At 65.0% G+C, this 22,043-nt stretch carries 24 protein-coding genes and 1 pseudogene; 3 read left to right on the top strand and 22 right to left on the bottom strand.

All coding sequences use genetic code 11. The features are described from left to right. The 13 genes and pseudogenes from MEU52_RS20195 to MEU52_RS20135 form a co-directional block, all read right to left on the bottom strand. Nucleotides 1-275: pseudogene (locus tag MEU52_RS20195) on the bottom strand (Rha family transcriptional regulator); the annotation flags it as partial. Beyond that, nucleotides 272-490: an AP2 domain-containing protein gene (locus MEU52_RS20190; RefSeq protein WP_238122854.1), complete on the bottom strand. Its 219-nt coding sequence runs from the start codon at nucleotides 488-490 to the stop codon at nucleotides 272-274. The pseudogene MEU52_RS20195 and the gene MEU52_RS20190, both read right to left, overlap by 4 nt. 2 nt (nucleotides 491-492) lie before the next feature. Then, nucleotides 493-708: a hypothetical protein gene (locus tag MEU52_RS20185; protein WP_238122855.1), complete on the bottom strand. Its 216-nt coding sequence runs from the start codon at nucleotides 706-708 to the stop codon at nucleotides 493-495. A 110-nt stretch (nucleotides 709-818) separates the two neighbouring features. Beyond that, nucleotides 819-1,088: a hypothetical protein gene (locus tag MEU52_RS20180; protein WP_238122856.1), complete on the bottom strand. Its 270-nt coding sequence runs from the start codon at nucleotides 1,086-1,088 to the stop codon at nucleotides 819-821. 48 nt (nucleotides 1,089-1,136) lie between these two features. Beyond that, nucleotides 1,137-1,484 (bottom strand): hypothetical protein, encoded by a 348-nt coding sequence (locus MEU52_RS20175; RefSeq protein ID WP_238122857.1) that lies wholly within the window; start codon nucleotides 1,482-1,484, stop codon nucleotides 1,137-1,139. After that, nucleotides 1,481-1,690: a hypothetical protein gene (locus tag MEU52_RS20170; protein WP_238122858.1), complete on the bottom strand. Its 210-nt coding sequence runs from the start codon at nucleotides 1,688-1,690 to the stop codon at nucleotides 1,481-1,483. The genes MEU52_RS20175 and MEU52_RS20170 overlap by 4 nt, the downstream gene beginning before the upstream one ends. A 161-nt stretch (nucleotides 1,691-1,851) precedes the next feature. Beyond that, complete coding sequence (locus tag MEU52_RS20165; protein WP_238122859.1) at nucleotides 1,852-2,787, bottom strand: hypothetical protein; 936 nt, start codon at nucleotides 2,785-2,787, stop codon at nucleotides 1,852-1,854. 444 nt (nucleotides 2,788-3,231) lie between these two features. Then, entirely contained in the window at nucleotides 3,232-3,975 is a 744-nt protein-coding gene (locus MEU52_RS20160; RefSeq protein WP_238122860.1) for a DUF3102 domain-containing protein, read from the bottom strand. Between the two features lie 517 nt (nucleotides 3,976-4,492). Continuing rightward, the gene (locus MEU52_RS20155) at nucleotides 4,493-5,575 is read right to left on the bottom strand and encodes a hypothetical protein (RefSeq protein ID WP_238122861.1); all 1,083 of its coding nucleotides are present in this window, start codon (nucleotides 5,573-5,575) and stop codon (nucleotides 4,493-4,495) included. 29 nt (nucleotides 5,576-5,604) lie between these two features. Next, on the bottom strand, nucleotides 5,605-6,372 hold the full coding sequence (locus MEU52_RS20150) for a DUF3102 domain-containing protein (protein ID WP_238122862.1): 768 nt from the start codon (nucleotides 6,370-6,372) through the stop codon (nucleotides 5,605-5,607). Nucleotides 6,373-7,033: 661 nt separating this feature from the next. Then, nucleotides 7,034-7,480 (bottom strand): hypothetical protein, encoded by a 447-nt coding sequence (locus tag MEU52_RS20145; RefSeq protein WP_238122863.1) that lies wholly within the window; start codon nucleotides 7,478-7,480, stop codon nucleotides 7,034-7,036. Between the two features lie 16 nt (nucleotides 7,481-7,496). After that, complete coding sequence (locus MEU52_RS20140; RefSeq protein WP_238122864.1) at nucleotides 7,497-7,970, bottom strand: hypothetical protein; 474 nt, start codon at nucleotides 7,968-7,970, stop codon at nucleotides 7,497-7,499. A 267-nt stretch (nucleotides 7,971-8,237) separates the two neighbouring features. Beyond that, nucleotides 8,238-8,519: a Rha family transcriptional regulator gene (locus tag MEU52_RS20135; protein ID WP_238122865.1), complete on the bottom strand. Its 282-nt coding sequence runs from the start codon at nucleotides 8,517-8,519 to the stop codon at nucleotides 8,238-8,240. Nucleotides 8,520-8,572: 53 nt separating this feature from the next. Here MEU52_RS20135 and MEU52_RS20130 point away from each other — a divergent pair, with 53 nt between their 5' ends. The 3 genes from MEU52_RS20130 to MEU52_RS20120 all read left to right on the top strand — a co-directional run bounded on the left by MEU52_RS20130 (nucleotide 8,573) and on the right by MEU52_RS20120 (nucleotide 10,041). Beyond that, nucleotides 8,573-8,743 (top strand): hypothetical protein, encoded by a 171-nt coding sequence (locus MEU52_RS20130; RefSeq protein ID WP_238122866.1) that lies wholly within the window; start codon nucleotides 8,573-8,575, stop codon nucleotides 8,741-8,743. A gap of 80 nt (nucleotides 8,744-8,823) precedes the next feature. Then, nucleotides 8,824-9,030, top strand: a complete 207-nt coding sequence (locus tag MEU52_RS20125; protein WP_337927145.1) for a Rha family transcriptional regulator — start codon at nucleotides 8,824-8,826, stop codon at nucleotides 9,028-9,030. A gap of 549 nt (nucleotides 9,031-9,579) precedes the next feature. Beyond that, entirely contained in the window at nucleotides 9,580-10,041 is a 462-nt protein-coding gene (locus MEU52_RS20120; protein WP_238122868.1) for a BRO-N domain-containing protein, read from the top strand. A gap of 367 nt (nucleotides 10,042-10,408) precedes the next feature. Here MEU52_RS20120 and MEU52_RS20115 read toward each other — a convergent pair whose 3' ends face one another. The 9 genes from MEU52_RS20115 to mdtN all read right to left on the bottom strand — a co-directional run bounded on the left by MEU52_RS20115 (nucleotide 10,409) and on the right by mdtN (nucleotide 22,040). Continuing rightward, nucleotides 10,409-10,807, bottom strand: coding sequence for a type II toxin-antitoxin system death-on-curing family toxin (locus MEU52_RS20115; RefSeq protein ID WP_238122869.1), 399 nt, complete (start codon nucleotides 10,805-10,807; stop codon nucleotides 10,409-10,411). Continuing rightward, entirely contained in the window at nucleotides 10,808-11,032 is a 225-nt protein-coding gene (locus tag MEU52_RS20110; protein ID WP_238122870.1) for an AbrB/MazE/SpoVT family DNA-binding domain-containing protein, read from the bottom strand. Nucleotides 11,033-11,116: 84 nt separating this feature from the next. Then, nucleotides 11,117-12,478: a DUF6538 domain-containing protein gene (locus tag MEU52_RS20105; protein ID WP_238122871.1), complete on the bottom strand. Its 1,362-nt coding sequence runs from the start codon at nucleotides 12,476-12,478 to the stop codon at nucleotides 11,117-11,119. Nucleotides 12,479-12,936: 458 nt separating this feature from the next. Further along, nucleotides 12,937-13,884 (bottom strand): glutaminase A, encoded by a 948-nt coding sequence (glsA, locus tag MEU52_RS20100; RefSeq protein ID WP_238122872.1) that lies wholly within the window; start codon nucleotides 13,882-13,884, stop codon nucleotides 12,937-12,939. Nucleotides 13,885-13,962: 78 nt separating this feature from the next. Then, entirely contained in the window at nucleotides 13,963-15,489 is a 1,527-nt protein-coding gene (gene gadC / locus MEU52_RS20095) for a glutamate:gamma-aminobutyrate antiporter (RefSeq protein ID WP_238122873.1), read from the bottom strand. Between the two features lie 192 nt (nucleotides 15,490-15,681). Further along, nucleotides 15,682-17,088: a glutamate decarboxylase gene (locus MEU52_RS20090; RefSeq protein WP_443267817.1), complete on the bottom strand. Its 1,407-nt coding sequence runs from the start codon at nucleotides 17,086-17,088 to the stop codon at nucleotides 15,682-15,684. A 482-nt stretch (nucleotides 17,089-17,570) separates the two neighbouring features. After that, nucleotides 17,571-19,115, bottom strand: coding sequence for a TolC family protein (locus MEU52_RS20085; protein WP_238122874.1), 1,545 nt, complete (start codon nucleotides 19,113-19,115; stop codon nucleotides 17,571-17,573). 5 nt (nucleotides 19,116-19,120) lie between these two features. Continuing rightward, nucleotides 19,121-21,007, bottom strand: coding sequence for an FUSC family protein (locus tag MEU52_RS20080; protein ID WP_238122875.1), 1,887 nt, complete (start codon nucleotides 21,005-21,007; stop codon nucleotides 19,121-19,123). Further along, on the bottom strand, nucleotides 20,991-22,040 hold the full coding sequence (mdtN, locus tag MEU52_RS20075) for a multidrug transporter subunit MdtN (RefSeq protein ID WP_238122876.1): 1,050 nt from the start codon (nucleotides 22,038-22,040) through the stop codon (nucleotides 20,991-20,993). The genes MEU52_RS20080 and mdtN overlap by 17 nt, the downstream gene beginning before the upstream one ends. Nucleotides 22,041-22,043 lie beyond the last annotated feature (3 nt).

The raw sequence follows: 22,043 nt of genomic DNA, 5'->3' as shown, positions 1-22,043 counted from the left end.
GCAGTGGCTGGGTCTTGCTCCAGCAAGGCGTCAATGGCCTTGAGCACGTTGTAGTGCTCCTTCCCGAAGTAGGCCGCCACGTCCCGGCTATTCGCCCAGGCCTTCCCGTCGCTGTCGATTTTGACAATGGGGATGGTCTTCGGATCGCCGGGCTCATTGACGATGCCCGCCCAAGGGTTCGGGACGGCGGGGGAAGAGGCCTTCCGCCACGGGTTCGGGAGCCCCTCGTCGTGGAGTTCCTGAGCAAGTTCGGTTCGTTGGGTGGGCGTCGTCATTGCGGGGCATCCTGCCGGAGTGGAGGGGAAAGGAAGTTCAGCTTCGCCTTGCTGCCGTGGTGCTGGAGGGCGGCGGCGTCATAGGCCCTTGCAGCATCTTCCGGGCGCTCGAAGGAGCCGAGCCACAGGCGCTTGCCGTCTGCTGTGATGGCGGCCGTCCCGTGCCGATAGAGGCTGTCCCAGGCGACACCCCGGAAGGGGCGGTGGGTGCTCATTCTCACTCCACCGGAGGTGGAGCCTCAGCCCTCGCCAGCCCCGGCTTCCAGGGCTCTGGAGAAGGCGCCTGCACGGGCTCTGCCTGCTGGCTCTTCATGTGCATTGCGAAGGCCTCCATGCGCTGGAAGCTCTCCGTCATGCGCTCGATGGCCTCGACAGCCTGCGTGGGGGTCTCGTACTGGCCAAGGAACATGGCGTTCCCCCGGGGATCGGTCATCGTGGCTTCCCACAGGTGGGAGACCGGAGACCATGAGAGGCCTTCGATACGCCGGGGGCCGTGGCCGTCCTGAAGGTCAACGCGGCTCATGTCGCTGAGCGAGACCATGCCTATACGCCATCCCCCAACATGCCTTCACCCACGTCTCGGGAGGCGAGATGGCGGGCGTAAGCGGCGGTGCGGGAGGCGTCACGGGTGGCTTTGTCGGCGGCGTAGGCCTCCTGGGCGGCCCGCCCTTCCTCGGTCGTCATGTCGAACAGGTGGCGAGGGGCGGAGCCATCCGGCCGGAGGGTGGCCGGGGAGACCTCATAGAGGCCCGCACGGAGCATGCTGGCCGGGATGAAGGCGGCGGGGGCAGTGCCATAAGTGACAGCGGTCATGGTGGGGGTGTCCTTTTCGTTGATGGCGGGTGGTGGTGGTGGTGGCGGTCAGCCGCGACGGCGGGCGGCGTCGTGGACGGGCATCAGGCCTGTGCCACCGATGGCGGCAAGGCGCTCCTCAGCCCACACAGCCGCCTGCGCCATGGCCTCGGCAAGCACGCCGTAAAGACGCCGATCTTCGTGGGCGTTCTCGGCAAGCTCAAAGCGCAGCTCGGGGAATTGTGCGGCCACTTCCCGCAGGCTGTGCGCGGCCTCCAGGAAGCCTATGGTGGTCTCCGTGGTGGGCTTCCAGGTGCCCCACGGGGGCAGGTCGCAAACGACGCGGGACGTGCTCAGCACCTCCACCGGAAGCCCCTGCAAGCCCGCGTCGAGGACCTCCTGAAGGGCTTCGGTCACGGCGATTGCATGGGACTCGGCACCGGGGTGGGCGCCGTCCAGGGGGCAGAGGTCATGGTCGTGGTGGTGGAGCCATCCTCGTAATGGGTGGTCACCGCGTAGCAGATGGCATACGCGCCCTTGAAGGCACTCTGCGGGGAGCCTCTGCCGGCGGCGGTGATCGTGATGCCGGTGGGCTGCTTGCTGTCGGGGGTGTCCGAAGCCATGGGCGTCCTTTTCAATGGCCGTTGAGCCGCGCGATGCGGCCTCCTTGGGAGGAACGGCGGGGGTGGGTGGCGATGTCGCCAAAGGCTCCACAAAGCGGAGTGCAAAAGAAAAGGACGGGGATTGCTCCCCGCCCTTCTCGTGGTGGTGTGGCTCCGCCGGCTTACGCCACGGCGCCGGTGGCGATCTCAATCGCGCAATCCGAGCGCAGAACGTCGTGGCCCACCAGGTACTTGGCGACGAAGAAGGTGCCTTGGGTGCGGATTTCGTATTCACTCTCCACGCCAATATCCAAGAGCTTGACGGTGCCGGCAGCGTACTTGTTGAAGACGAGGCCCACGGTGGTGGTGAAGTCTCCCTGGTACTTGGTCGGACCGGTGGCGACGCTGGTGGACGGGACGTGGTTGGACTTCACGATGGGCAGGCCGGCGATGGTCTCGACGACGCCCGAGGCCACCGCGCCCTTGGCACCCAGATTGGTGTCCACCAGACGGTCACGCTGGGCGAGAAGGTAGAACTGCGCCGGGCGGAACACCGCATAGCGGTCCTGCTGGCTCACGTTCTTTTCGTCCAGGGTCTGGGTGGCGGTGAACAGGGCCGCTTCGAGGCGGGCCGGGTCCGTCAGCATGTCCGCATGGGTGATGCGGGAGCCGCCGGAACGGCCAGTCAGCGGAGAGGCCGCGCGGGCCGCCAGGGTCAGCACCGCGCCAAGATGCGTGTCATACTGGTAGGCCAGTTCCTGACCCAGCTCGGAGCTGTAGATGGACCGCACGTCATAGTGGTTCATCGCCTCGTCCACGTTCGCGATGAACGTGTTCGACTGGAGCAGCTCGTCAATGACGATGGTCTTTTCCGCGTGGTCGATGGCGGTGCCATCAATCCAGGTGCCGGGGGTGTGGTAGGCACTGGAGGCCCGGCCGACCAGGGGGAACTGCGCCGACTTGCCCGCCGTGATCCGGCGCACGTAGGTCAGCTTCTCGAACACGTTGAGGCGCTCGAACTCGGTCATCACCTCGCCGCCGAAGACCTTGAGGAAGAGGGCGGAGGCGTCGCCAGCGCCATTGATCTGGCCAAGGCGGGAAACAGTGGTATTGGTCACTTGGTACTAAATCCTTGATGATGCAGGGTGTGGCATCACCAACGGCAATGGCCGGTAGTTCTTCCGCCGGCGCCCGCGTGGTCGTCCCCCTCGGAGGCTCCACTACGTGGAGTGCAGAGGCTCCACCTCAGTGGAGTGCAGGGGAGACAAGCGGGCGTAAGGAAGAGTCGGGCACAGCCTTTGGGGCTTGCCAGGGTTCCCGACACGCACCAGGGAGTAGTTCTGTCCGCAGGTCGTCCAGCCGCACCGCAGCGCGGGGAAGGAGACCTCGGGACAGAGTTCACAGGGCATGTTCAACTCTGCATGTGCAGAGCCTCGGGCGTCTCGCTCAAAAGCGAGGGCGCGTCCAATGGGGGCATCATCAAGGGGGTGGAGGCGCGTCGTGGGGTCGGACCACGAGGGACCCAGCTTTGCTGGGCGGAGGGCGTCACCAGTGGTGACGGGCTAGTAATCGACGGCGGGGTTGTAGCCCTTGGGCTCCTCTTTCGGAGGCGTCAGCTTGCGAAGCTGGCGCTTGAGGTCCGCAACCTCCCTGCGCAGTTCCTTGCCCTCTGCGGCAGCTTCATCGAACATCACGTTCAGCTCGGCATTCTCCTTGCGGAGCGCGGCCAGCTCTTCCGTGGGTGGATCGTCGAGGGAGACCACAGGGGTCCCCTGGAGGCGCGTGATGAAGGCTTCGGCGGTGGCGAGGGCGTCGCGGGAGGCATGAAGCTCGCTCGTAAGGCGGGTGATCTCTGCTTTCAGCTCCTTGACGGAGGTGGAGGGCTTGGCGGGCTTCGGCTCGCTGGCGGCTTTGGGCGCGGTGGCCACGGGCTCGTCTGCATGCTCGGTCGTGTCGGCATCGCCACTGTTGCGGGGGGTGGAGTGGGCTTCGAGGAAGGCGTCGATGCCGCCGTCAAAATTCCCTTGCGAGGGAAGTTTGGCGATCCGCATGTATTTCAGTGCCTGCTTGTAGGAGACTGCACAGTTCTTCTCGATCCATGCCTTGAACTCCCCGTGCCGAACCTGCTCCTTGGCCTTGAGTAGGTGCTCCCCGGCCTCCTTGGCGAAGAGGAGGGTGGATCGTCCGGCCTCGCAAACGTGCTGGTGCGCGGCATTGATGGCGTCGGACAAGGTCATGGGCGGGGCCAGGACCGGAGCCGATACAGGGTCGGCGGTGGTGACGGGGGTGGTGGTCGTATCAAGCATGCGTCGTGGTGCTCCTTCATGTCGTGAACTCCACGTGGTGGAGCCTCTGGGGAGGTGGAGAGAGCGGCGCCGTGTCGGGGTTGGACCGACAACGGGTCGCATAGGGCCACGGGCGCACGGAACCACCCTCCCTGCGAGGGGGAGGGCCGAACGATACACCAGGGGAAAGGGGAGCCCTGCCCTCCCACCCGCCCCATGGGGCAGGAAAAGGAGAAAGACCGCCTCCAAGGGGCCAATGGGAAGGCAGGGCAAGGGACCCGGCGGGAGGCCGGGCGAGGCGCTGCAACGGCTGCTGCCAGCTTGCTGCACTCCACCTAGGTGGAGCCTCTGGCGCAAGGAGGTTCAGCCGGAGCGCGACGGGGGAAAGGAAGAAAAGGCGGGCATCCGCCTCCCCCGGGCTGACGGCCTCTCGCCATGGCCTGCATGGCCTGCCCTCAGGCAGGTTGGGCAGGACCGGGGAGAAGCAATATCTGAGGTGTCAGCCAGAGGGGGCAGATGCCCGCAAGTTGCCCGCGCCTCAGGAAAGGCAGCGGGTCTCAGCATTCAGAGACAATCCAGGGACTGGCTCCAAAACGGAATTGGGAGCGGGCGGGATGATCACCACGGGGCCGGTGAGGCCCTCTACACGGTGCATCATCAAGCGGGTCTTCCGCCTGTCTTCCCGTGGTATGTCGCGGGCCGCGTAGGGCGCCCCTTTTGAAGGCACGATCACATGCCAGCGGTGGCCTTCCACGAGCGGCGCATCGGCCGCGGGAACGCGGGCGGCATAGCCCCTGGTGAGGGGCACCGTGACGAAAGCGCCATCGGCGGAGACCTCCACCGCAGGGCGCACAGCACGGCCGGTAGTGGCGTCCTTGTCCTGCTCACGGGCGCGTTGCTCGCGGCGCTGGGTGGTCTTCTTGACCTTCCGGGCGGCCTTCTCGGCAGCGGCCTGTTCGGACGGGGGCAACAGGCGGAAGCGCTGCTGCTCATCGAACCACGCAAGGTCCGGCATGGTGGGGCGGGTGATCCACCCGCACTCGTCATCCAGGCCCCCGGCCGCGGCAATCTGCGCCCGCACCTCGGCTTCGGCCCGCTGGACGCGGAGCATGAAGAGATGCGGGCTGTCGCCGCTCATCATCGGGGGCCAGCTCCACCAGGGGAGCGAACATGAGGGGTACCCCTTCGCGGGGTAGACCGGAGAGCCTTCGGTGGGCGCGTAGGGCGTCGCCTCAGCCCACGCTTGCAGCTCGTCTTCCCCCGCCCATAGGTGGCGGTGGTGGCACCAATCCTCGCCCATGCCCATTCGGGTGCTGCCAGGGGAGCCGTCGAGGTGGCGATGAATGCGCATCAGGCCCCGTGTGAGGCGGGCGAGGTGTCCGCAGCGCTCCTTCCGGGCGCGGTAAGCAGTGACATGGGCGGCGTGGTGCTCGCCGCTGTCCTGCGGCTGGGCATCTTCATCGTCGTCCCCTTCATCGTGGTCCCGCTCGGGCAACTCCAAGCCCTCCCAAAGGCGGGCACGGGCGGTGGGGTCGGTGCCGAACGCCTGAGCGAAGGAGGGGCCAGGGGGCAGCGTCTGGGATGGCAGGTCCCCAGCGTCGGCGGCGGTGTCCAACAGCATGGGGAAGCCTTTCGTGGGAAGGACCGCTTCTAGGCGGCCCTCTGCTTGAGGATTTTCGCGAAGCCCTCCCGCTCCAGAACGAGGCCGATGTACGCCTCCTCCAGCGCCTCCCGCGGCATGCTTTTACAGTCCGTCCGGAGCTGGGCGATGCGGCTTTGGATGACTTCGAGCTGGGCACGGAGGGTGGCGGCTTCGGCCTTGGCGGCCTGGCCCTCGGCGTTGTAGCGGTCCAGCTCGATCTGCTCGGAGGACTTCTGCCAGTCCGGGAGGATGTCCTGGGCCTTTTCCACGAGCGCTTCAGCCGTGTAGGCCTGCCCGCTCTGCGGGTCCCTGAACCCCTTCGCGAAGGCTTCCAGCTTCCGCCGGGCAACGTCACGCTCCCCTTCGGTAGCGCCGCGCTCCACCAGGGCGTGGAGCTTCAGACCATACTCGGCGTCATCCCGGGAGATGCTAGCGGGCGTGGGTGCGTTGCGGCGGTTCGCGTGGGTGTCCAGGATGCTGTCGATGGTTGCACCCAGGTCAAATGTGTCGCCAACGACACTTTTGGCGAGCTGCATGTAACGAGCTGCCGTCCGATAGGGGAACGCACAGTTTTTCGCGATCCACGGCTTGAACTCGCCGTGCTTCAGCGTCCCCTTGACGGAGAGGAGGTACCTCCCGGCCTTAGCCGCGTAGGCCAGCATGGACTTGCCGTGCTCGACCACTTGCTGGTGGGCGTAGTTGACCTCCCTGGCGAGGTAGGTGGGGTCTTCGACGACGACAACTGCGTTGCTGGCATCCTTATCGGGGAGAGACATGACAAAATCCTTTCGCGCAAAGATCGCGAGCCCGTTACGGGGCGTCCTTAGGAGGGCGGTCGAGATGGATGGGGAGGGATGTCGCCACAAAAAAGCACAGCGCCGGGCTGTGCGTTGATGTTGCCGTTTAGGCCTGTGTGCAACCAAACTAATGCATTGTAACTACAGATTTTGGCGGCGCTCTAAGGAGCTGTAGCGGGCGGGGCGGGGGTGCCAAAAAGGTCATCGGCGACACTTTTGATCCTAACCCAGCGAAGGACAGCGGGTCACCAAAAGGACCACCGACTGTCCCTCTCCCCCCAAAAAGAGGTCTCCGGAAAACGGCACCGGCGACACCTTTAACCTCGACGCGGACAGGCCCCTCCCCCTCGCGGAGCAGCCCTTGCAGAGCCCTTCATGCGCACCAGACAGAACCCCTCAACGGGACCCATGAACCGGATGCAAGAGCAGGTCACCTCCTCTATGGGACCCTCTATCGGGGAGGGGCTCTGCCCCCTCGTCTCTAAGAGCCCCTTTCCCAGCGTCTTGGAGAGCACTTGAAGAGATCTAAAAGCTATCTTGAAGAGCACTTGAAGAGACTCTTAAAGAGCATCTTACATATCTCTCCCCGGCTTGCGTGCAACCTAATTCCAACCCGTTGACAAACAATGGTATTTCCAGCCTACGACTGCCGCGCCATCCAGGCCTGTTTCGCCGCCTCCAGCGCCTCGTGCGGGAGCCTGTGGGCGACGCAGGACAGCACCGGGTCGGAGAGGTACCGACTGAAACTCAGGTTGCCCCCATCGCCCGGGCAGACCGCACCGAACAGCGTGGAATAGACCCACAGGTCCAGTTGGAGGCCCGGGGTGCCGACCTTCGGCCACAGGGTGGCGGGGTCCACGCCCTTCGGAACGTACGTGGGAAGGTCCTTTGTGGTGGCCGTAATGGCCCGTTGAGGCGGGATGATGCCTTCGGCGACGTACCATTCAACAGTCCGCAACACCCCTTCGTGCTGCGCTTCCTTCTCCTCCCTGGTGGGAGCCGTGGAAACGGCCAGGGTGAAGGTGTTCAGGAGGTGGGACAGCGATGCCTCGACCTCCGCATAGGTCATCTTGGGCGTATCGGTCACGTTTGGCCCCCTCTTCTCAGCGGTCAACCGCCCGCAGGATGGGGTCAGGGAACAGGAGCACGGTGGGAATGCCCGCTTCTTGCGCCTTCACCGGGGCCGGCCATTCGATGGGCGTCATGCCCTCCTGCGCCATGAGGTCGAAGATGTCTCCATCGTCACGAGCGAAGCCCCGCCCCTCTGCCCAGTCCTTGAAGAGGTCCGGCATGGGCATGTCGAGCATGTCGAACCAGTGGGGGTGCGTCAGGGCCACCCAATGGGCGACAGAGTACCAGCCGGGTGGCGGGGCCCGGTCCAGGCCGTCCGGCCGGTCCACGTTGAGGCAGTCCCGAGGCGACCACCCGTCCCATGTTTCAAGGGGGCTGCCATCTTCCAGATGGGTGGGGATGTCTTCGACGCGGCATCCGTAGGGCGTGGTGGAGAAGGGAAGAGGATAGGTGCGGGCCGCAGGGGCAGCGGGGACCGGTTCCGCGAATTGGGTAGATGCGTTCATGTCTAAGTCATCCTCGTGAATTCAGAGCCGCCAGTCTGCGATTGGAGTGCAGAGGCTCTTACGGAGCGGATGACAATGAGCTTCATGAGAACGCGACGCGCCGTCCAACGACATTTTGGAATCAATCACCAAGGAGCGATTCATTTCTGTGATGCGCCCCTAGGATCGCTTCCGGGAGTCGCTGACGGCCGCTGGCAGCGGGCGGGTGGGAAGAGCTGCCGGAGAGGGTAAGGCGGCCGTCCAGGGGCCCTTGCGTCAGCAAGCTGATCACTGGAGGCGGAATGCAGGGACTCGGCAGGCGGTTGGGTGCAGCTCCTGCCAGCGGTCCACCACGCGGGCGGTGAACTCGGGGGAGAGCTGCGCCACGACGATCAGCGACGAGCGCTTGTCGAGGAGGTAGACCCGGATAACCCGCGGGCCGGGGCCGGTGTTGGGGACTTCCGCCAACGGCGGGAGGGTCAGAATACCCCTCAGGGCGAGGCGCTCAATCGAGCGCATCACGTCCGAATTGTTGTTCCCGAGCATGTCCGCGATCTCCCGCGAGGACATGGTGAGCGGCTCAGCGCGTTCGGCTATATGTCGTCCGCCCAACCCGGCTGGAGATGGTGGTGGTCGATTTCCCAGACGAGCGCGTTGTCTTCGTGATTGTGGTGTTGCCACATTTCGTGCGCGTTGTCTTTGACGTCCCGCTTTTGGTTTTCCGGATGGTGGTGTGTGTGCCGCCGCTCTTTTTCGGCATGGACGCCCCCGACGATTGCATCAATACAACGTAACATATTTTGGGTTGCGCATCTAGCGTTGCTCTCCGATCTCGCTGGGCCTCAATGGCCGGCCCGTCGCCAATTCGCGGGACGTGGCCCGGTACTTCGGGAAGGAGCACAAGCACGTGCTCGACGCCATCGACGACCTGATGCGCCAGATGCCCGGCGGAGGGTCTGCCGAATTTTCGGCACACCCCCACGTCCACCCGCAGAACGGCCAGACCTATCGCTCCTTCGACATGGACCGGGACGGCTTCACCGGTCCTCGCGCCCTCCAGTTCAAGATGGCCATGGCCTAGGCAATGAGCGCCTCTCTCACCTTTTCGCTTATCCCGCACGATGGTAAGGAGAAGAGGTGTACATGCGAGGGTTGCACAAGCACAAAACAACCGCAGAGATTAGCATGACGCCCCCTCGAAAGTTCACAGTCGGCGTTCACAAATGTGAACTCCGATCCAACATTGACGGCGGAATTAAATATTTTCAGATCTTCGTTGACGGAATCGCCTTCGGAAATCCCTCATACATCAACACTGAGACTATTGACGATTCCTCGAAAGGCACATCTGTAATAAATGTTTAGTTTATACCTGTATGTAATTTGATCTCAGAAGCCAAAAACGCTATCAAGCTGAAAGATCTGTACTACGAAAAACTTGCACTTGAAGCGTGGGAAAGGGGAGATACATTAAACACGCAACATAAGATCGCTCTCGCTAACAGTGCGGCATACCTACATGGCCCGTCAGGGGGCAATAACGCCCTTTCGGCGGCCCTCGATCGGCTCTCCTCCGGGGCTACGCTTTCGGAAGCGGATACCCGCTTGCTAAAGAAACGGCGGGCTGCACTTGAGCAGTAGCGAGCCGCGCTTCAACGGCCACGACGTGCGCGTGGTGATGATCGACGGCGCCCCGTGGTGGGTGGCGGCGGACGTGCGTCGCATCCTCGGTGTGGCGCAGTCGGGCTCCAACTTTTCCTTCCTGTCCTCGGACGAGGTCCGGCCTATTCCCAGAGGTCTGGCCTCTGGGAAGGGCATGGCCCAGGCTTTGGTCCTCTCCGAAAGCGGGCTCTACAAGTTCATGCTGCGCTCCGACAAACCCGAGGCCCGCGCCTTCCATGCGCCGCTGGCGCGGCAGGATTGGGTGACGCGCGTGGTGCTGCCGGCCATCCGTAAGGACGGCGCCTACATCATGGGCGAGGACAAGGTCGAATTTTCCATTGTTACATGGGGTGCGGCAGTCGCCCACTTCCGAGGGCACAACATCACAAGCGAAGAGTGGCTTTGCACAGGGTTTCATGGTATACAATAAATGCGTCCGATGGGGGCGCGGCAGCAGAAAGGAGGCAAATGAGGACGCCACGCCACTCGGGCAGCTAATAGAAAGGAGGACCTCATGCTTTGAGAAAAATTATATTGATTATAATGAAATTTATTATTGCAAGAATTATTTGGAAGATTATCAGAGAAATTTTCAACTTGTTAGACTTCTAAGATCAACAATCTAGGTTTCATATTTGATACCAATTGAGAAAAGATAACGCCGGGAGAGACGAAAGTCATTCTCGGCGTTATTAGTTTTCAACGCTCAAATAAAGCGAGCAAGGATCATTGGAGGGGCGCCTGCTTAACCTCGTAGGATCGATGCCGCGACAAATCCAGCTTGCGCGGCCACACCATCACCCCTCGCGCAGAGCACCCCTGATCCGCTCCGCGAGCGCCTCTTCCGTCAGCCTGCCGGCCGCCAGAGCCAGCCATGTGGCCACCGCTGTGGCGTCATCCATGCCCAGCTCGAAGCCGTTCAGGGCCAGGAACAACTCGCACACCACAAAGGAGGTGCGCTTGTTCCCGTCCACGAAGGGGTGATCCTTCGCCAGCCCATAGGCATAGGCGGCAGCCAGGGCAGCCACGTCCGGCCCGTCCCAGTAGTGAAAGAGGTTGCGGGGGCGCCCCAACGCCGCCTCCAGAAGCCCGTCATCCCTGAGCCCCTGCCCGCCGCCGTGCTCGGCAAGCTGCTCATCATGGATGGCGAGCGCGACCGCCTTGGTGACCCACCGGGGTTCGTCGCTCCGGTCCACCTACTTCGCCAGCTCCCGCAGGACGTTGCGGCGCTTCTTCATGATCTTGCGGGCCTCTTCCATCTGCGCCTCGAACTCGGGTTCGTAGGGCGTGAGGCGATAGCCGTCAGGCGCTTCTGTCAGATACAGGGTGTCTCCCTGGCCCACCTTGAGACGGGCCAGCACTTCTTTGGGCAGCACGGCGCCCACCGAATTGCCGACCTTCCCGAGCTTCAACGCGACCATGAGGGAACTCCCGACCGTATTTCTGGACCCTACCGGGAACCTTGCGTATGAACGTATGTATGAACGCAGAAATGTGCAAGTCGCTCACTCTTCCGCCTTGGGCACCGGCAGCCTCACGGCCTCCACACACGCCCGCTTCGCTTCCATTCCCGCCGCCCCGGGATAACGCCCCATCGTCATAGGCAGCGGCCCGGCCTCCTTGGAGTGCCCGACCACATCCGCCAGGGTCCAGGCGGTGAAGCCCGTAGCGCCCTGTTCAAGTGCCTCGACGGCTTTGCGGATGAACCAGCGACGGAACGAATGGAAGTCCGTGCGGGCCTGCCGGCGGCCCTCTATGCGGTCATCAAGCTTGAGGTGCCGAAGGAGGCGCGTGAAGGCCTGCGAGACCGGAGCACCGCGAGGGCGGGCTGTGTCGTGCTGCTCTGGCAGCTCATGGAAGAGGTAGGCGTCGGGCTCCTTCCCAGTGCATCGGGTGGCGACCAATGTCGCAAGGCCGGGGTGAATGGGCACGTCTCGGGCCGCCGCATCGGTCTTGCCGTGGGCAATGCGGATGACGCCATCCTTGACGTTACGCACCCTGACTTCCGACAGCTCCCCAAGTCGCATCCCAGACAGGGCGGCAAAGCGGCAGAGGTCCGCAAGGACGCTTGCGTTCGCAGAACGCTCACCATCGGCCCCCGCGAGGATGGCCACGACCTCTTTGTCTGTGAAGGGGCGCTTGGCGTTCTCTCCGTCCTCTGTTTGGGGCTTCCGTAGCTTCAGGCTCTGGCGCTCCCACGGATTGCCTGAGGTGGCGTGGCCTCGCTTTTCCATCCACTTCCAGAAAGCCGACAAGCCGGTAATGAGCTTGTTCGCTGTCGCCGGGTCCGCCCCCTTCGCGATGAAGACTTCCGACACGAACCGCCCTGCAATCTTCCGGTCAATGGCCTCGACCGTTTCCGGCACCGAAGAGGTGCGGCACCACTCAAGAAGCACACGCACGGCCTGCTTTCGGGCTGTCTCGGTGCGCCCGGCATATTTCGCTTCGGCAAGCCATGCGGGTTCCAATGGCCCGATAGGTGTCGCCTTGCCTCTGGCCACCTCGACGAATGCCCTGGCAGCCCGTGGGCCGTGCTTGTGCTCGATCTCCTCGGCTCGGTCGGGAAGAAGGATGTCCGAGGTGACCTCATCACCCTGAGCGATGGCCTGCCGCCATTCAATGGCCTCGATCACCACCGGGTCACCCCCGGCCGCCTTGGCTTCCGCGACGCGACGGGCGGCTTCGATCTCAGCCTTCAGCCGGGTGACCACAGGCCACTTCAGCATGTTGGCTCTGGCGAGGCTGTCGGTGTGCAGGGGCTCCTTGAGGTGGGCCTTGCCGATGACCGACCGGACGGCGTCGGGTACCTTCACCTTCACGCGGTACTGGTTGCCGTGCAGCTCAAGGAAACGCTTGTCGTGACGCATGGAAGGACCTCTTCAGGACCCCAGTTCAGTACCCCAAATTAATCCAGAAAATCAAGTAAATTCAATGCATATATGGGTTCGCGGCTGGTGGGCGGAACCCTCTCCTAGGGCGCGCCAATTCCGCACCTGATCGCGAACGCCCGAATGGGCAGGTTCGGCGGCCTGTGCGGCACTCTCCAGAACCATCGGTGATCCGGGAGCCCCCATCAGGCGCGGGGCGAATGCGGACGCTTCGATCACCCACACGGATGCGTCGCGCAGGCATGTGGGCCCCCATGCGGCACCATGGCGCCCAGCTTGAATCTGGCTGCGGCAGATCGAGCCACGGGAACCTATCTGGTTCGTCGCCCCATCGGCGCAAAACGCCCTGCCTTCCGCCCTTCCAGATGCAAAACGGCCTGGCGGACGCGCGTCCGCCAGGCCGTTTCTTTTGGCTGCGCGCCAGATCGGCGCCGGGTTCAGGCGGCCGGCGTCTTGCGGGGCGCGAACAGGTTGTGGCCGAGATGCTGGGCCACCGTGGCCACGGCCACCTGACCGCGCACGCTGTTGCCGGCGTCGTCCAGCGGAGGCGAGAAGGCGGCGATGGCCAGCACCCCGGGGACCACGGCCAGAATGCCGCCCCCCACGCCGCTCTTGCCCGGCAGGCCCACCGTGTAGGCCCAGTCACCGGAAGCGGTGTAAAAGCCTTCCATCATCATCTCGGCCAGGATCTCGGGAACCTTCTCCTCGCCGATGACCCGCTGCTTGGTGACGGGATTGACGCCCCCCGCCGCCAGGGTCGCGCCCATGGTGGCAAGGTCCACCGCCGACACCAGCGTCGAGCATTGGCGGGTGTAGACATCCACCGCCCGCATGGGATCGCTGTAGCAGGTGCCCGCACTGTAGAGCAGCCAGGCGATGGCGCGATTGTGGAAGTTGGTGCTCTGCTCGGAGGTGTTGACCTCCGGGCTCAGGGCGATGCTCCGGCCGGCGAACCGGCTCTGCGCATCGAGAATGGCCGCCCAACAGGCATCGGCGGTCTCGCCCGGCACCAAGCTGGCGGTGGCGATGGCGCCCGCGTTCACCAGCGGGGAAAGCGGCTTGCCATTGTGCAGCTCCAGCGCCACCACCGAATTGAAGGGCAGGCCCGTGGGGTCCGCCCCCACCTTCTCATGCACCGCCGCCGCGCCCAGGGTCTCCATCACCAGCGCCAGGGTGAAGACCTTGGAGATGGATTCGATGGCGAAGCCGTAATCCGCATCACCGAGCTTGTGCACGGCGCCTTCGGCGGTGACGACGGCAACGCCAAGGAGATCGGACGGGACGGAGGCGAGGAAGGGAATGTAGTCGGCATTCTTGCCGCCGCTGGTGGCCTTCGCGGCGGCATAGCCGGCGGCCATGGCCGCTTCGATGTCAGATGATGACATGGGATGGTCCTGTTCTCGGGAGGACGGGCGGATGCAATGCACCCGCCCGGAGCGTCGCAAGCCGGATCGGTCCGGCGCTCACTTGTCGCGCGGCACCAGGATATGGGTCGGCCGCGCGCGGGGGTGCACGAAGAAGTGGCCTTCGGGCGCGTTGTGCGACTTGATGTGAACGAGATCGGCCTGGGGCGTCTTCCCCTTCTTCGTGTGCACGGCATAGACGATGAACGGAATGACCAGGACGATCAGGAAGCTCACCACCAGCAGCCCCACATAGATCTCGTCGGCATCACCACCCGGCAGGCCGCTCGGCGGCACGAAGGAGATGACGAACGCCATGGCCGAGATGATGAAGCCCACCGCCGCCACCAGCACGCGGAAGCCGGTGCTGCCCGGCAGGCGATAGCCGCGCTTCTTCTCCGGGTGCTTCAGGGTGAGGTTGATGTAGGCGAGGAACAGCAGGAAGTAGGTGATGAGGTAGAGCACGACGGTGAGCGACATGGCGATCAGGAACGACATGTTGCTGCCCGACATGTTGGTGAACACGATGATGGCCAGCGTGGTGATGCACAGCTGGAAGATCACCAGCGGCACCGGCACGCCATTCTTGTTCACCTTGGCCGCCACCGTCGGCAGGATGCCGTGCTGGGCGGTCACATACATGCCGCGCGAGGGGCCCACGATCCAGGCGGCGATTTCCGCCAGAACGCCCAGAACCAGCAGGGCCGCCACCACACGCACCACCCACTCAAAGCCGGGGCCATGGGCGCTGATAAGGGCCTGGAAGGTCTGCACCACGCCGGCCGACAGGTTGATCTGATCCAGCGGCACCACCGAGGCCACCGCCAGACCGCCGATGGAGCTCAGCACGATGGCCGCGATCATCAGCAGGAACATGGCAATGGGATAATCCCGGCCGGGGTTCGCCATCTCGTTCACGTGGGTGGCCGAGGCCTCCACGCCCATGTAGGACAGGATGAAGGCGACGAACACCACCAGCGTCCCGATCTTGGTGAAGTCGGGGAAGAAGGTCGTGGCATCCATCACGATCTCGAGCTTAGCGCCGCTGGCCAGATGCCACACCGCCAGCACCACCAGCAGCAGCGCCGGCACCAGAATGCCGGCGAAGAAGCCGAGCTTGGCGATCTGCGCGGTGTATTTGGTGCCGCCGAACTGCGTGAAGGCGAGCACCCACAGCAGCACGATGGCAGCAATGGTCTTCACCACCGGGTCATTGTTCAGCGCTGGCCAGTTGAGGATGTAGGAGAGCGCGCCCAGAACGAAGTAGAGCATCGGCAGAAAGCCGATGGCGATCTCCAGATAGGTGAAGGAGATGGCCGCAAAGCCCCAGCGCTCACCCAGGGTATTGGACACCCAGGCGAACACACCACCTTCCTCCCAGCCTTCCACGGTGGCCATTTCCGCCGCGCAGAGCGCCACCGGAATGAACCACAAGATGCCCGCCAAAAGCAGGAAAAACACCAGGCTGAAGCCCGATGTCGCGAAGGTGGGATACTCATAGACCGCCATCACCATGGAGGCGGTGATGGCGAAGAAGCCAAGAAGTGTGAGTTGCTTTACCGGTGCGGTTGCGGCGCTGGTCGCCATGCTGAATGCCCCTGTCTTGCCACGGCCCGCGGGCCTATCCCGGACGGAAATGCCCGCCCCCAATCAAAGTGCGCAAGGCATATGGCGCACGGCCGGTGGCGCCTCAGCTCCACCCACCCGCGCGCCAAAGGCGGGCCGAAGCCCGCCCGGCCACCGCGAGCACGCCTGGTGCGTGCCCGCGGCCGGCTCGTGTCAGTTGTGGTTGAACCCGCTGGCCTCAGCCGACGTCAGCGGCTTCGTCACCGGATGCTTAGCGAAATAGTCCAACGACCGCTTGATGTCGTCGAGCAGCAGGCTGGCGAGATCGCGGCTGACGCCGTGACGCACCAGGATCCGCTGAATCACCAGATCCTCGCGATTGGCCGGCATGGAATAGGCCGGCACCTGCCAGCCGCGGCTGCGCAGCCGGTCGGCCAAGTCATAGAGGGTGTAGCCTCCGATGCCCGCCTTATCCTTCAGCTTCCAGCACAGGGCGGGAATGCCGGCCTGGCTGTCGCCGTCGAACAGGATCTCGAACGGCCCGAGGGCGCCGATCTCGCGGGAAAGATACTGCGCGGTCTCGTAGCAGGCGTTCTGGATCTTCGCGTAGCCTTCGCGGCCGAGCCGCAGGAAGTTGTAGTATTGGGCAATCACCTGCCCGCCCGGACGCGAGAAGTTCAGCGCGAAGGTGGGCATGTTGCCGCCCAGATAGTTCACGTTGAACACCAGCTCCTCGGGCAGGTCGGACGCCTGCCGCCACACCACCCAGCCCACACCCAGGGGCGCGAGGCCGAACTTGTGGCCGGAGGAGTTGACCGATTTCACCCGCGGCAGCCGGAAGTCCCACGCCAGATCCGGCGCACAGAAGGGCGCGAGGAAGCCGCCAGAGGCGCCGTCCACATGGATCGGGATATCGAGGCCCGTGTCCTTCTGCAGCTGATCCAGCGCATCGCTCACCGCCTTCACCGGCTCGTACTGGCAGGTGAAGGTGACGCCGAGGGTGGGCACCACGCCGATGGTGTTCTCGTCCACCCGCTTGAGCACTTCCTCGGCATTCATGATGAGCCGATCGCCCTCGAGCGGGATCTCGCGCAGCTCGACGTCGAAGTACCGCGCGAACTTGTGCCAGCAGATCTGCACCGGGCCACAGATGAGGTTCGGCTTATCCGTCGGCTTGCCGGCCGCAGCGCGCTTCTTGCGCCACTGCCACTTGAGCGCCAGACCGCCCAGCATGGCGGCCTCGGACGACCCCACGGTGGAACAGCCGATGGTCTTGTGGGGCTCGGGCGAGTTCCACAGATCGGCGAGCATGTGGACACAGCGTTCTTCGATCTCCGCGGTCTGCGGATACTCGTCCTTGTCGATCATGTTCTTGTCGATGGACAAGGCCATGAGGTCGCGGATCTCTTCATCGACCCAGGTCTGGCAGAAGGTCGCCAGATTCTGACGCGAATTGCCATCCAGCATCAACTCGTCGCGCACTGCAGTGAAGACGTGCCGCGGCTCCTTCTCCACCGCCGGGAACTCGAATTTCGGCAGCTTGCCGAGCAGATCGCTGGATGAATAGACATCATCCAGAAGATCGTCACGCAGATTGGTTTTGGACGGGTCCGAAGTCAAAGCTTGGCCTCCCTTTCAAGTCAGAGCACACTACACCTCAAGCCGTGGACACCTGTGTCCGTCGGCTTGATCTTACGGGGCCACCAAGCCCCGAAACTCCTTGCTCCGCTCGCGACGCTTCCCGCGTGGGACAACCACCGTTCGACCGAACTTGCGCACGTCCACCTCTCGACGAGGTGTCGCGCCGGTGAACCAGGTCCCTGCAACCTCATCGGCTGCCCCAACCAGAAACCGTCACCTGAGAACAGCATCTCACATTGCTATGCAACAACAAGAATAAAATGGATTAGACCGTGACAACGGTGTGGCGGTTTGGTGGCACACCGTCTGACATTGAAGGGCCCCCTTCCGCAGGCGCTTCGCACCATGGCCCGCCTGCTCCCGATAGGAAATATCCTATTTGGGAGGTCCCCGCGCATAAGTGGGCATAATAGAGAGATTATTAGGTTACCGGCGCGCCGCGCCCTTCCGTGCGCTCCCGGTCAGCGGGCAATGAGCGCCGCTGGAGTTTCGGAGGAGGTCATCGCCCCAAGCACAAAGGCGAGATTCGCCGCGGCCACCAACGCCGCAGCATGGGCGTCGGACTGGGCTTGGCGCGCCGTGAGCAGCCCGCTGTCGGCGGCGGTGGCGACGGTAATGTTGCCCACCCCGTTGCGATAAGCTTCCAGCGCTGCGTCATAAGTGACCGCCGCCGCGCTGGCGAGGGCGGTGGCGGCCTGGTAGGAGGCGAGCGCCGAACGCAGGGTGTGGGCGCTCACCACGATCTCCCGCGCGGCTGCATCGCGCACCTGCTGGAAGGTGGCGGCGCTGGCGGCGCTGAGCGATTCCGCATTCTTCAGCTGTGCGGCCCGCAGCCCACCGTCGTAGATCGGCATGGTGGCGCCCACCATCACCCCGGAGGCCGAGGATTGCTGGCCGATGGTGGGCAGGCCCGTGGCGCTGAGATTGGTGTTGCCAGTGGCGGCCACCGCCCCCAGGAACACCTTGGGCAGGAACTCCACCTGGGCGGCGGTGATGCCCGCCTGGGTCGCCTTCAGGGCTTGGAAGCTCGCCAGCACGTCGGGACGCTGCGCCAGCGCCGCCTTGATCATCCTCTCGGTCGGCGCACCCACGCTCTCCGGCAGGCGGCGGCCATTGGCCTCGCGCACCTTCAGCGCCGTCAGGGGCGAGATCCCCATGGCGCCGAGAAGCGCCTGATACGCATCGCGCTCGCCGCCCTGCGCCTGCACCAGGCCGAACCGCGCCTGCGCCACCTGCTGGCGGGCCTGCGCCACGTCGACGCTGGTGCCGAGGCCCTTCTGCATGCGCTCCTGCGCGGCGTCCTCGATCTTGCGGCTGTTGCCGAGGTTCTGCTCGGCGAGGGTCACCCGGCTGCGCGCCGCTCCATGGAGGAAGTAGGCGCGCGTCACGTCATAGATGATCTTCTGATGCACGCCGTTGAACAGAAGATTGGCCCCCGTAGCATTATGCTGCGCCGCTTCATGCAGCGCGCCCCGCTGGCCGAAGTCGAACACCAGCCATTGCAGTGCGATCTGCGGGGAAATGCCATCGATGGACGTGCTCACCTGATTGATGTTGCCAATGGAGACCGGCAGGGGTGAGGACAACTTCTGGTAGCCGCCGATCACATTGGCGCTGATCAGGGGAAGATAGGTGGCGGCCACCATGCCCGACGCCAGCGCCATCTGGCGCGCCTGCTGCCAGGCCACCCGGGTTGCCGGATTCTGGGTCTGGGCAATGTCGATCAGCTCGGCGAGGCCATAGGTCTTGTTCGGCTCGATCGGCGCCGGGGCCTGCAGGGCGACCACCTCCGGATCCGCCGGCACGCTGAACACCGGCTTGCGCGGCCCGTCCGCCACCGCAGCCTCGGGGGCGGCATTGGCGCTGGTGCTCGCCTCGGGCGTCCACGGCTGAGACGGATCGGCGGGCGCGCTGTCGAGAGCGCTCACGGCGCAGCCCGCCAGCAGCGCCGATGCCAGCAGCACCGGCAGCAGCCGGGCCATCCGTGGGAAAAGCGGCAGCTTCATCGCCATCACCCCGCCGCCAGGGTTTGGATGCGCCGGGCGCGCGCCAGCACGGACCCCTCGTCGTCGGCCTCCCCCGCCCCGCCGGACGCCGGCCCGCCGGGCGCGCCGTCCAGGGTGGCTGCGGCGGCGGCCAGCCGACGGGCCGTTTCGCTGGAGGCTTCGGGCGCGAAGATCAGCTGCGGCAGCAACGCGCGCACCTCCCGCACCAGCAATTCCAGCCGAGCGATGCCGAACCGCGACGGCAACAGCGCCTTTGGCTCGAACGGCAGCAGCCGCAATTGCTCCTTCGCCTTTTCAACCTCGGTCTCCACCAGCGCCGCTTCACTGGTGGCGGCCAGCCGCGCCGCCGGGTCCATGCCGGCCAGGCGGCCGGCGGCGGCGAGCGCGCGCGCCAGCCGCTCGTGCACGTCGCGCACCGCGCTCTTCGGCCAGATTCCGGTGAAGATCAGATACACGACCACATTCCCCAGCAGGATGCCGACGATGCGGTCACGCCCCGAATCCATGTCGAGGCTGGGAGCAAAGCCGCTGATGATGGTGAGTAGAAACGCCAGGCCGACCTGGACACCGGCATAGGAAATCCGCTCGTTGCCCGCCGACACCCAGGAGCCGACCAGCACGCCGCAGAACACCAGCCCCATCAATCCCCCCACCGAGGACAGGTGGGGAATGACGAACAGGATGGCGCCGAAGCCCAACGCCGCCCCCACCAGGCAGCCACTGATACGCAGCACCAGCTTGTGCACCGTCTCGCCGGTGGTGCCCAGCGCCGCCACGTAGCAGGTGACCATGGCGGTGTGGATGCCCTGCCAGTTGATCAGCGAATAGATGATGTAGCAGGTCAGCGCCGCCGCCGTCGTCTTCAGCGCAAAGCGCTGGTAGTCCGGATTGGTGAGCGCATCCGAGGCGAAGAACGGCGGCTTCGCCGGCGGCGTGCGGGTGCCCCCATCGGCCTGCGCCAACCCCGCCAGCGACCGGCGGATGGTGCCCTCCGGCTCCGCGAGGGGTGTGCCGTCAGCCTCCGAAGGCATCGGTGGGCGGCCCCCGGCCGCCACCGCAGCGGCCGCCTCGCGGCAGCGGCCGGCGAGGGAGCCACGCACCTGGGTCGCCGCCGTGGCCGGCAAGGCGGCGACCGCCAGCAGCAGCTGATAGCTGGTGGTCAGCGCTCCCTGCAGCCAGTCGCAATCCGCCGTCGGCGCGGTGTGAAACACCCGGGCCAGCATCAATTGCTGATCGCCGCCCCCATTGCCGTCGGCCAGAGATGAACGCAGCTTAGTCTCCGCGGCGAGGTCGGGATGATCGAGAGCCGCGGCAGCCGTCTGTAGCCGCGTGCTGATCGTGGCGCGCAGCAGACGATGGGGCGAGGTCCCCAGCACCATGTTGAACACGATCATCAGCGCCATGGGCATGACCGCCATCTGCCAGGCATAGAGCAGGCCACGGGTGGCGATCTCTCCGGCCGGCAGATCGTCCACCAGGGTCAGGATGAAGGCGATGACGAGGGCGATGATGGAGCCGATCTCGCCCAGTTGCGAGGCCGCCCCAAGATAGACGAAGACGAAGGAGGTGCCGGCAATGACCGCGATGCGCAGCAGTGGATAGTTCGCCGTCACCTGGATCACCGGCGCCATGGCCAGCACCACGATGCTGGCGAGGATGATGAGGCCGATGCCCTGCCCCACGCATTCGGCGCCATCGGGGCGGGCGAGATAGATGACGAGATAGCAGCCGATGGCCGCTTCCGGCACCTTGTAGAGCATGGCCACGCCCGCCACCAGCGCGCACAGCAGCGCCACCCGCCACGCCTGCCCGAACCGGCCGGGAAACGGCAGCAGATCCAGCCATGCCTGGTGAGCGACCGCCGGCCAGGGCGACTTAGCAGCTGCTGCCATGGTGCACCGTCGCGGTGGCGGAGGCGCCCACCCGCATCAGAGCCGGTGGCGGATCAAGGAGGCGGATCCGCACCGGGAAGCGCTGGGCGATGCGCACCCAATCCAGCGTCTTGGGCACGATGGGCATCTTGCGCGGCAGATTGATCAGTTCCTCGGATGCCACACCCCAGCCGATGCCTTCCACCCGGCCGCGCAGGGCCAGGGTGCGGTCCGCCAGGGCGAAGACGGTGGCGCAATTGCCCACGGCGATGCCGGGCAGCTCGGTCTCCAGAAATGCCGCCGAGGCGAACCATGCCTCGGAATTGATGAGGGTGAAGATGGATTGCCCGGGCAGCACATATTCACCCGGACCGGTGGAGAGGCCCACCACCTTGCCGTCGAACGGCGCCCGCACCTCGGTGTCCGCCAGCGCCCGCTCGGCCAGGGCCAGCGCGGCGCGGCGCGCATCCACCAGTGCCTTGGCCGCGGCGGCATCGCTCACCAGCACATCGGCGGCCGATTGCTGCTCCAGCGCCTGCTTGAGGCTGATTTCCGCATCGCGCTTGGCGGTGGCGGCATCATCCACCTGCTGGGCGCTGACATAGCCTTTCGGCCGCAATGCCTCCAGGCGGGCCAGGGTCTGCGTCGCCAGCGCCAGGTTGGAGCGGGCCCGCGTCACCTGCTCGCGGGCGATGATCGCATTGGATTGGGCCGCCGACACCGCCCGTTGGCGATCGGCATAGGCGGCCTCGGCGATCTGCAGATCGGCCCGCGCCTGATCCACCTGCAGGCGGTACACCGTGGGATCGAGGGCCAGCAGCAGCTCCCCCTTGCGCGCGGTCCCGTTGTCCACCACCCCCACGGAAGCGATGCGCCCGGGAACGGCCGCCGCCACGTTCACCACCTCGGCGGTGAGGACCGCATCCTGTGACAAGGGGTTGAGCGCCGCATTGTGGAAATAACGCCAGCCGAACGCGGCCGCCGCCACCAGCACGACCACGCTGACGAGGATGCCGAGGGAGCGCCGGGAATGGGCTTTGGCCGCGTCGTTCACGCT

Source organism: Xanthobacter sp. NM-25, assembly GCF_022138605.1.
Classification (GTDB): Bacteria; Pseudomonadota; Alphaproteobacteria; order Rhizobiales; family Xanthobacteraceae; genus Xanthobacter.
This window is presented reverse-complemented; position numbering and strand designations above follow the sequence as displayed.

Coding starts and splice junctions, on each gene's coding strand:
- gadC (WP_238122873.1), bottom strand. CDS start 15,489: ATGGCGACCAGCGCCGCAACCGCACCGGTAAAGCAACTCACACTTCTT.
- MEU52_RS20105 (WP_238122871.1), bottom strand. CDS start 12,478: ATGCGTCACGACAAGCGTTTCCTTGAGCTGCACGGCAACCAGTACCGC.
- MEU52_RS20155 (WP_238122861.1), bottom strand. CDS start 5,575: ATGCTGTTGGACACCGCCGCCGACGCTGGGGACCTGCCATCCCAGACG.
- MEU52_RS20110 (WP_238122870.1), bottom strand. CDS start 11,032: ATGGTCGCGTTGAAGCTCGGGAAGGTCGGCAATTCGGTGGGCGCCGTG.
- MEU52_RS20170 (WP_238122858.1), bottom strand. CDS start 1,690: ATGGCTTCGGACACCCCCGACAGCAAGCAGCCCACCGGCATCACGATC.
- MEU52_RS20080 (WP_238122875.1), bottom strand. CDS start 21,007: ATGGCAGCAGCTGCTAAGTCGCCCTGGCCGGCGGTCGCTCACCAGGCA.
- MEU52_RS20185 (WP_238122855.1), bottom strand. CDS start 708: ATGACCGATCCCCGGGGGAACGCCATGTTCCTTGGCCAGTACGAGACC.
- MEU52_RS20130 (WP_238122866.1), top strand. CDS start 8,573: ATGGTGGTGGTCGATTTCCCAGACGAGCGCGTTGTCTTCGTGATTGTG.
- MEU52_RS20140 (WP_238122864.1), bottom strand. CDS start 7,970: ATGAACGCATCTACCCAATTCGCGGAACCGGTCCCCGCTGCCCCTGCG.
- MEU52_RS20160 (WP_238122860.1), bottom strand. CDS start 3,975: ATGCTTGATACGACCACCACCCCCGTCACCACCGCCGACCCTGTATCG.
- MEU52_RS20190 (WP_238122854.1), bottom strand. CDS start 490: ATGAGCACCCACCGCCCCTTCCGGGGTGTCGCCTGGGACAGCCTCTAT.
- MEU52_RS20135 (WP_238122865.1), bottom strand. CDS start 8,519: ATGTCCTCGCGGGAGATCGCGGACATGCTCGGGAACAACAATTCGGAC.
- MEU52_RS20085 (WP_238122874.1), bottom strand. CDS start 19,115: ATGAAGCTGCCGCTTTTCCCACGGATGGCCCGGCTGCTGCCGGTGCTG.
- MEU52_RS20150 (WP_238122862.1), bottom strand. CDS start 6,372: ATGTCTCTCCCCGATAAGGATGCCAGCAACGCAGTTGTCGTCGTCGAA.
- MEU52_RS20180 (WP_238122856.1), bottom strand. CDS start 1,088: ATGACCGCTGTCACTTATGGCACTGCCCCCGCCGCCTTCATCCCGGCC.
- glsA (WP_238122872.1), bottom strand. CDS start 13,884: ATGTCATCATCTGACATCGAAGCGGCCATGGCCGCCGGCTATGCCGCC.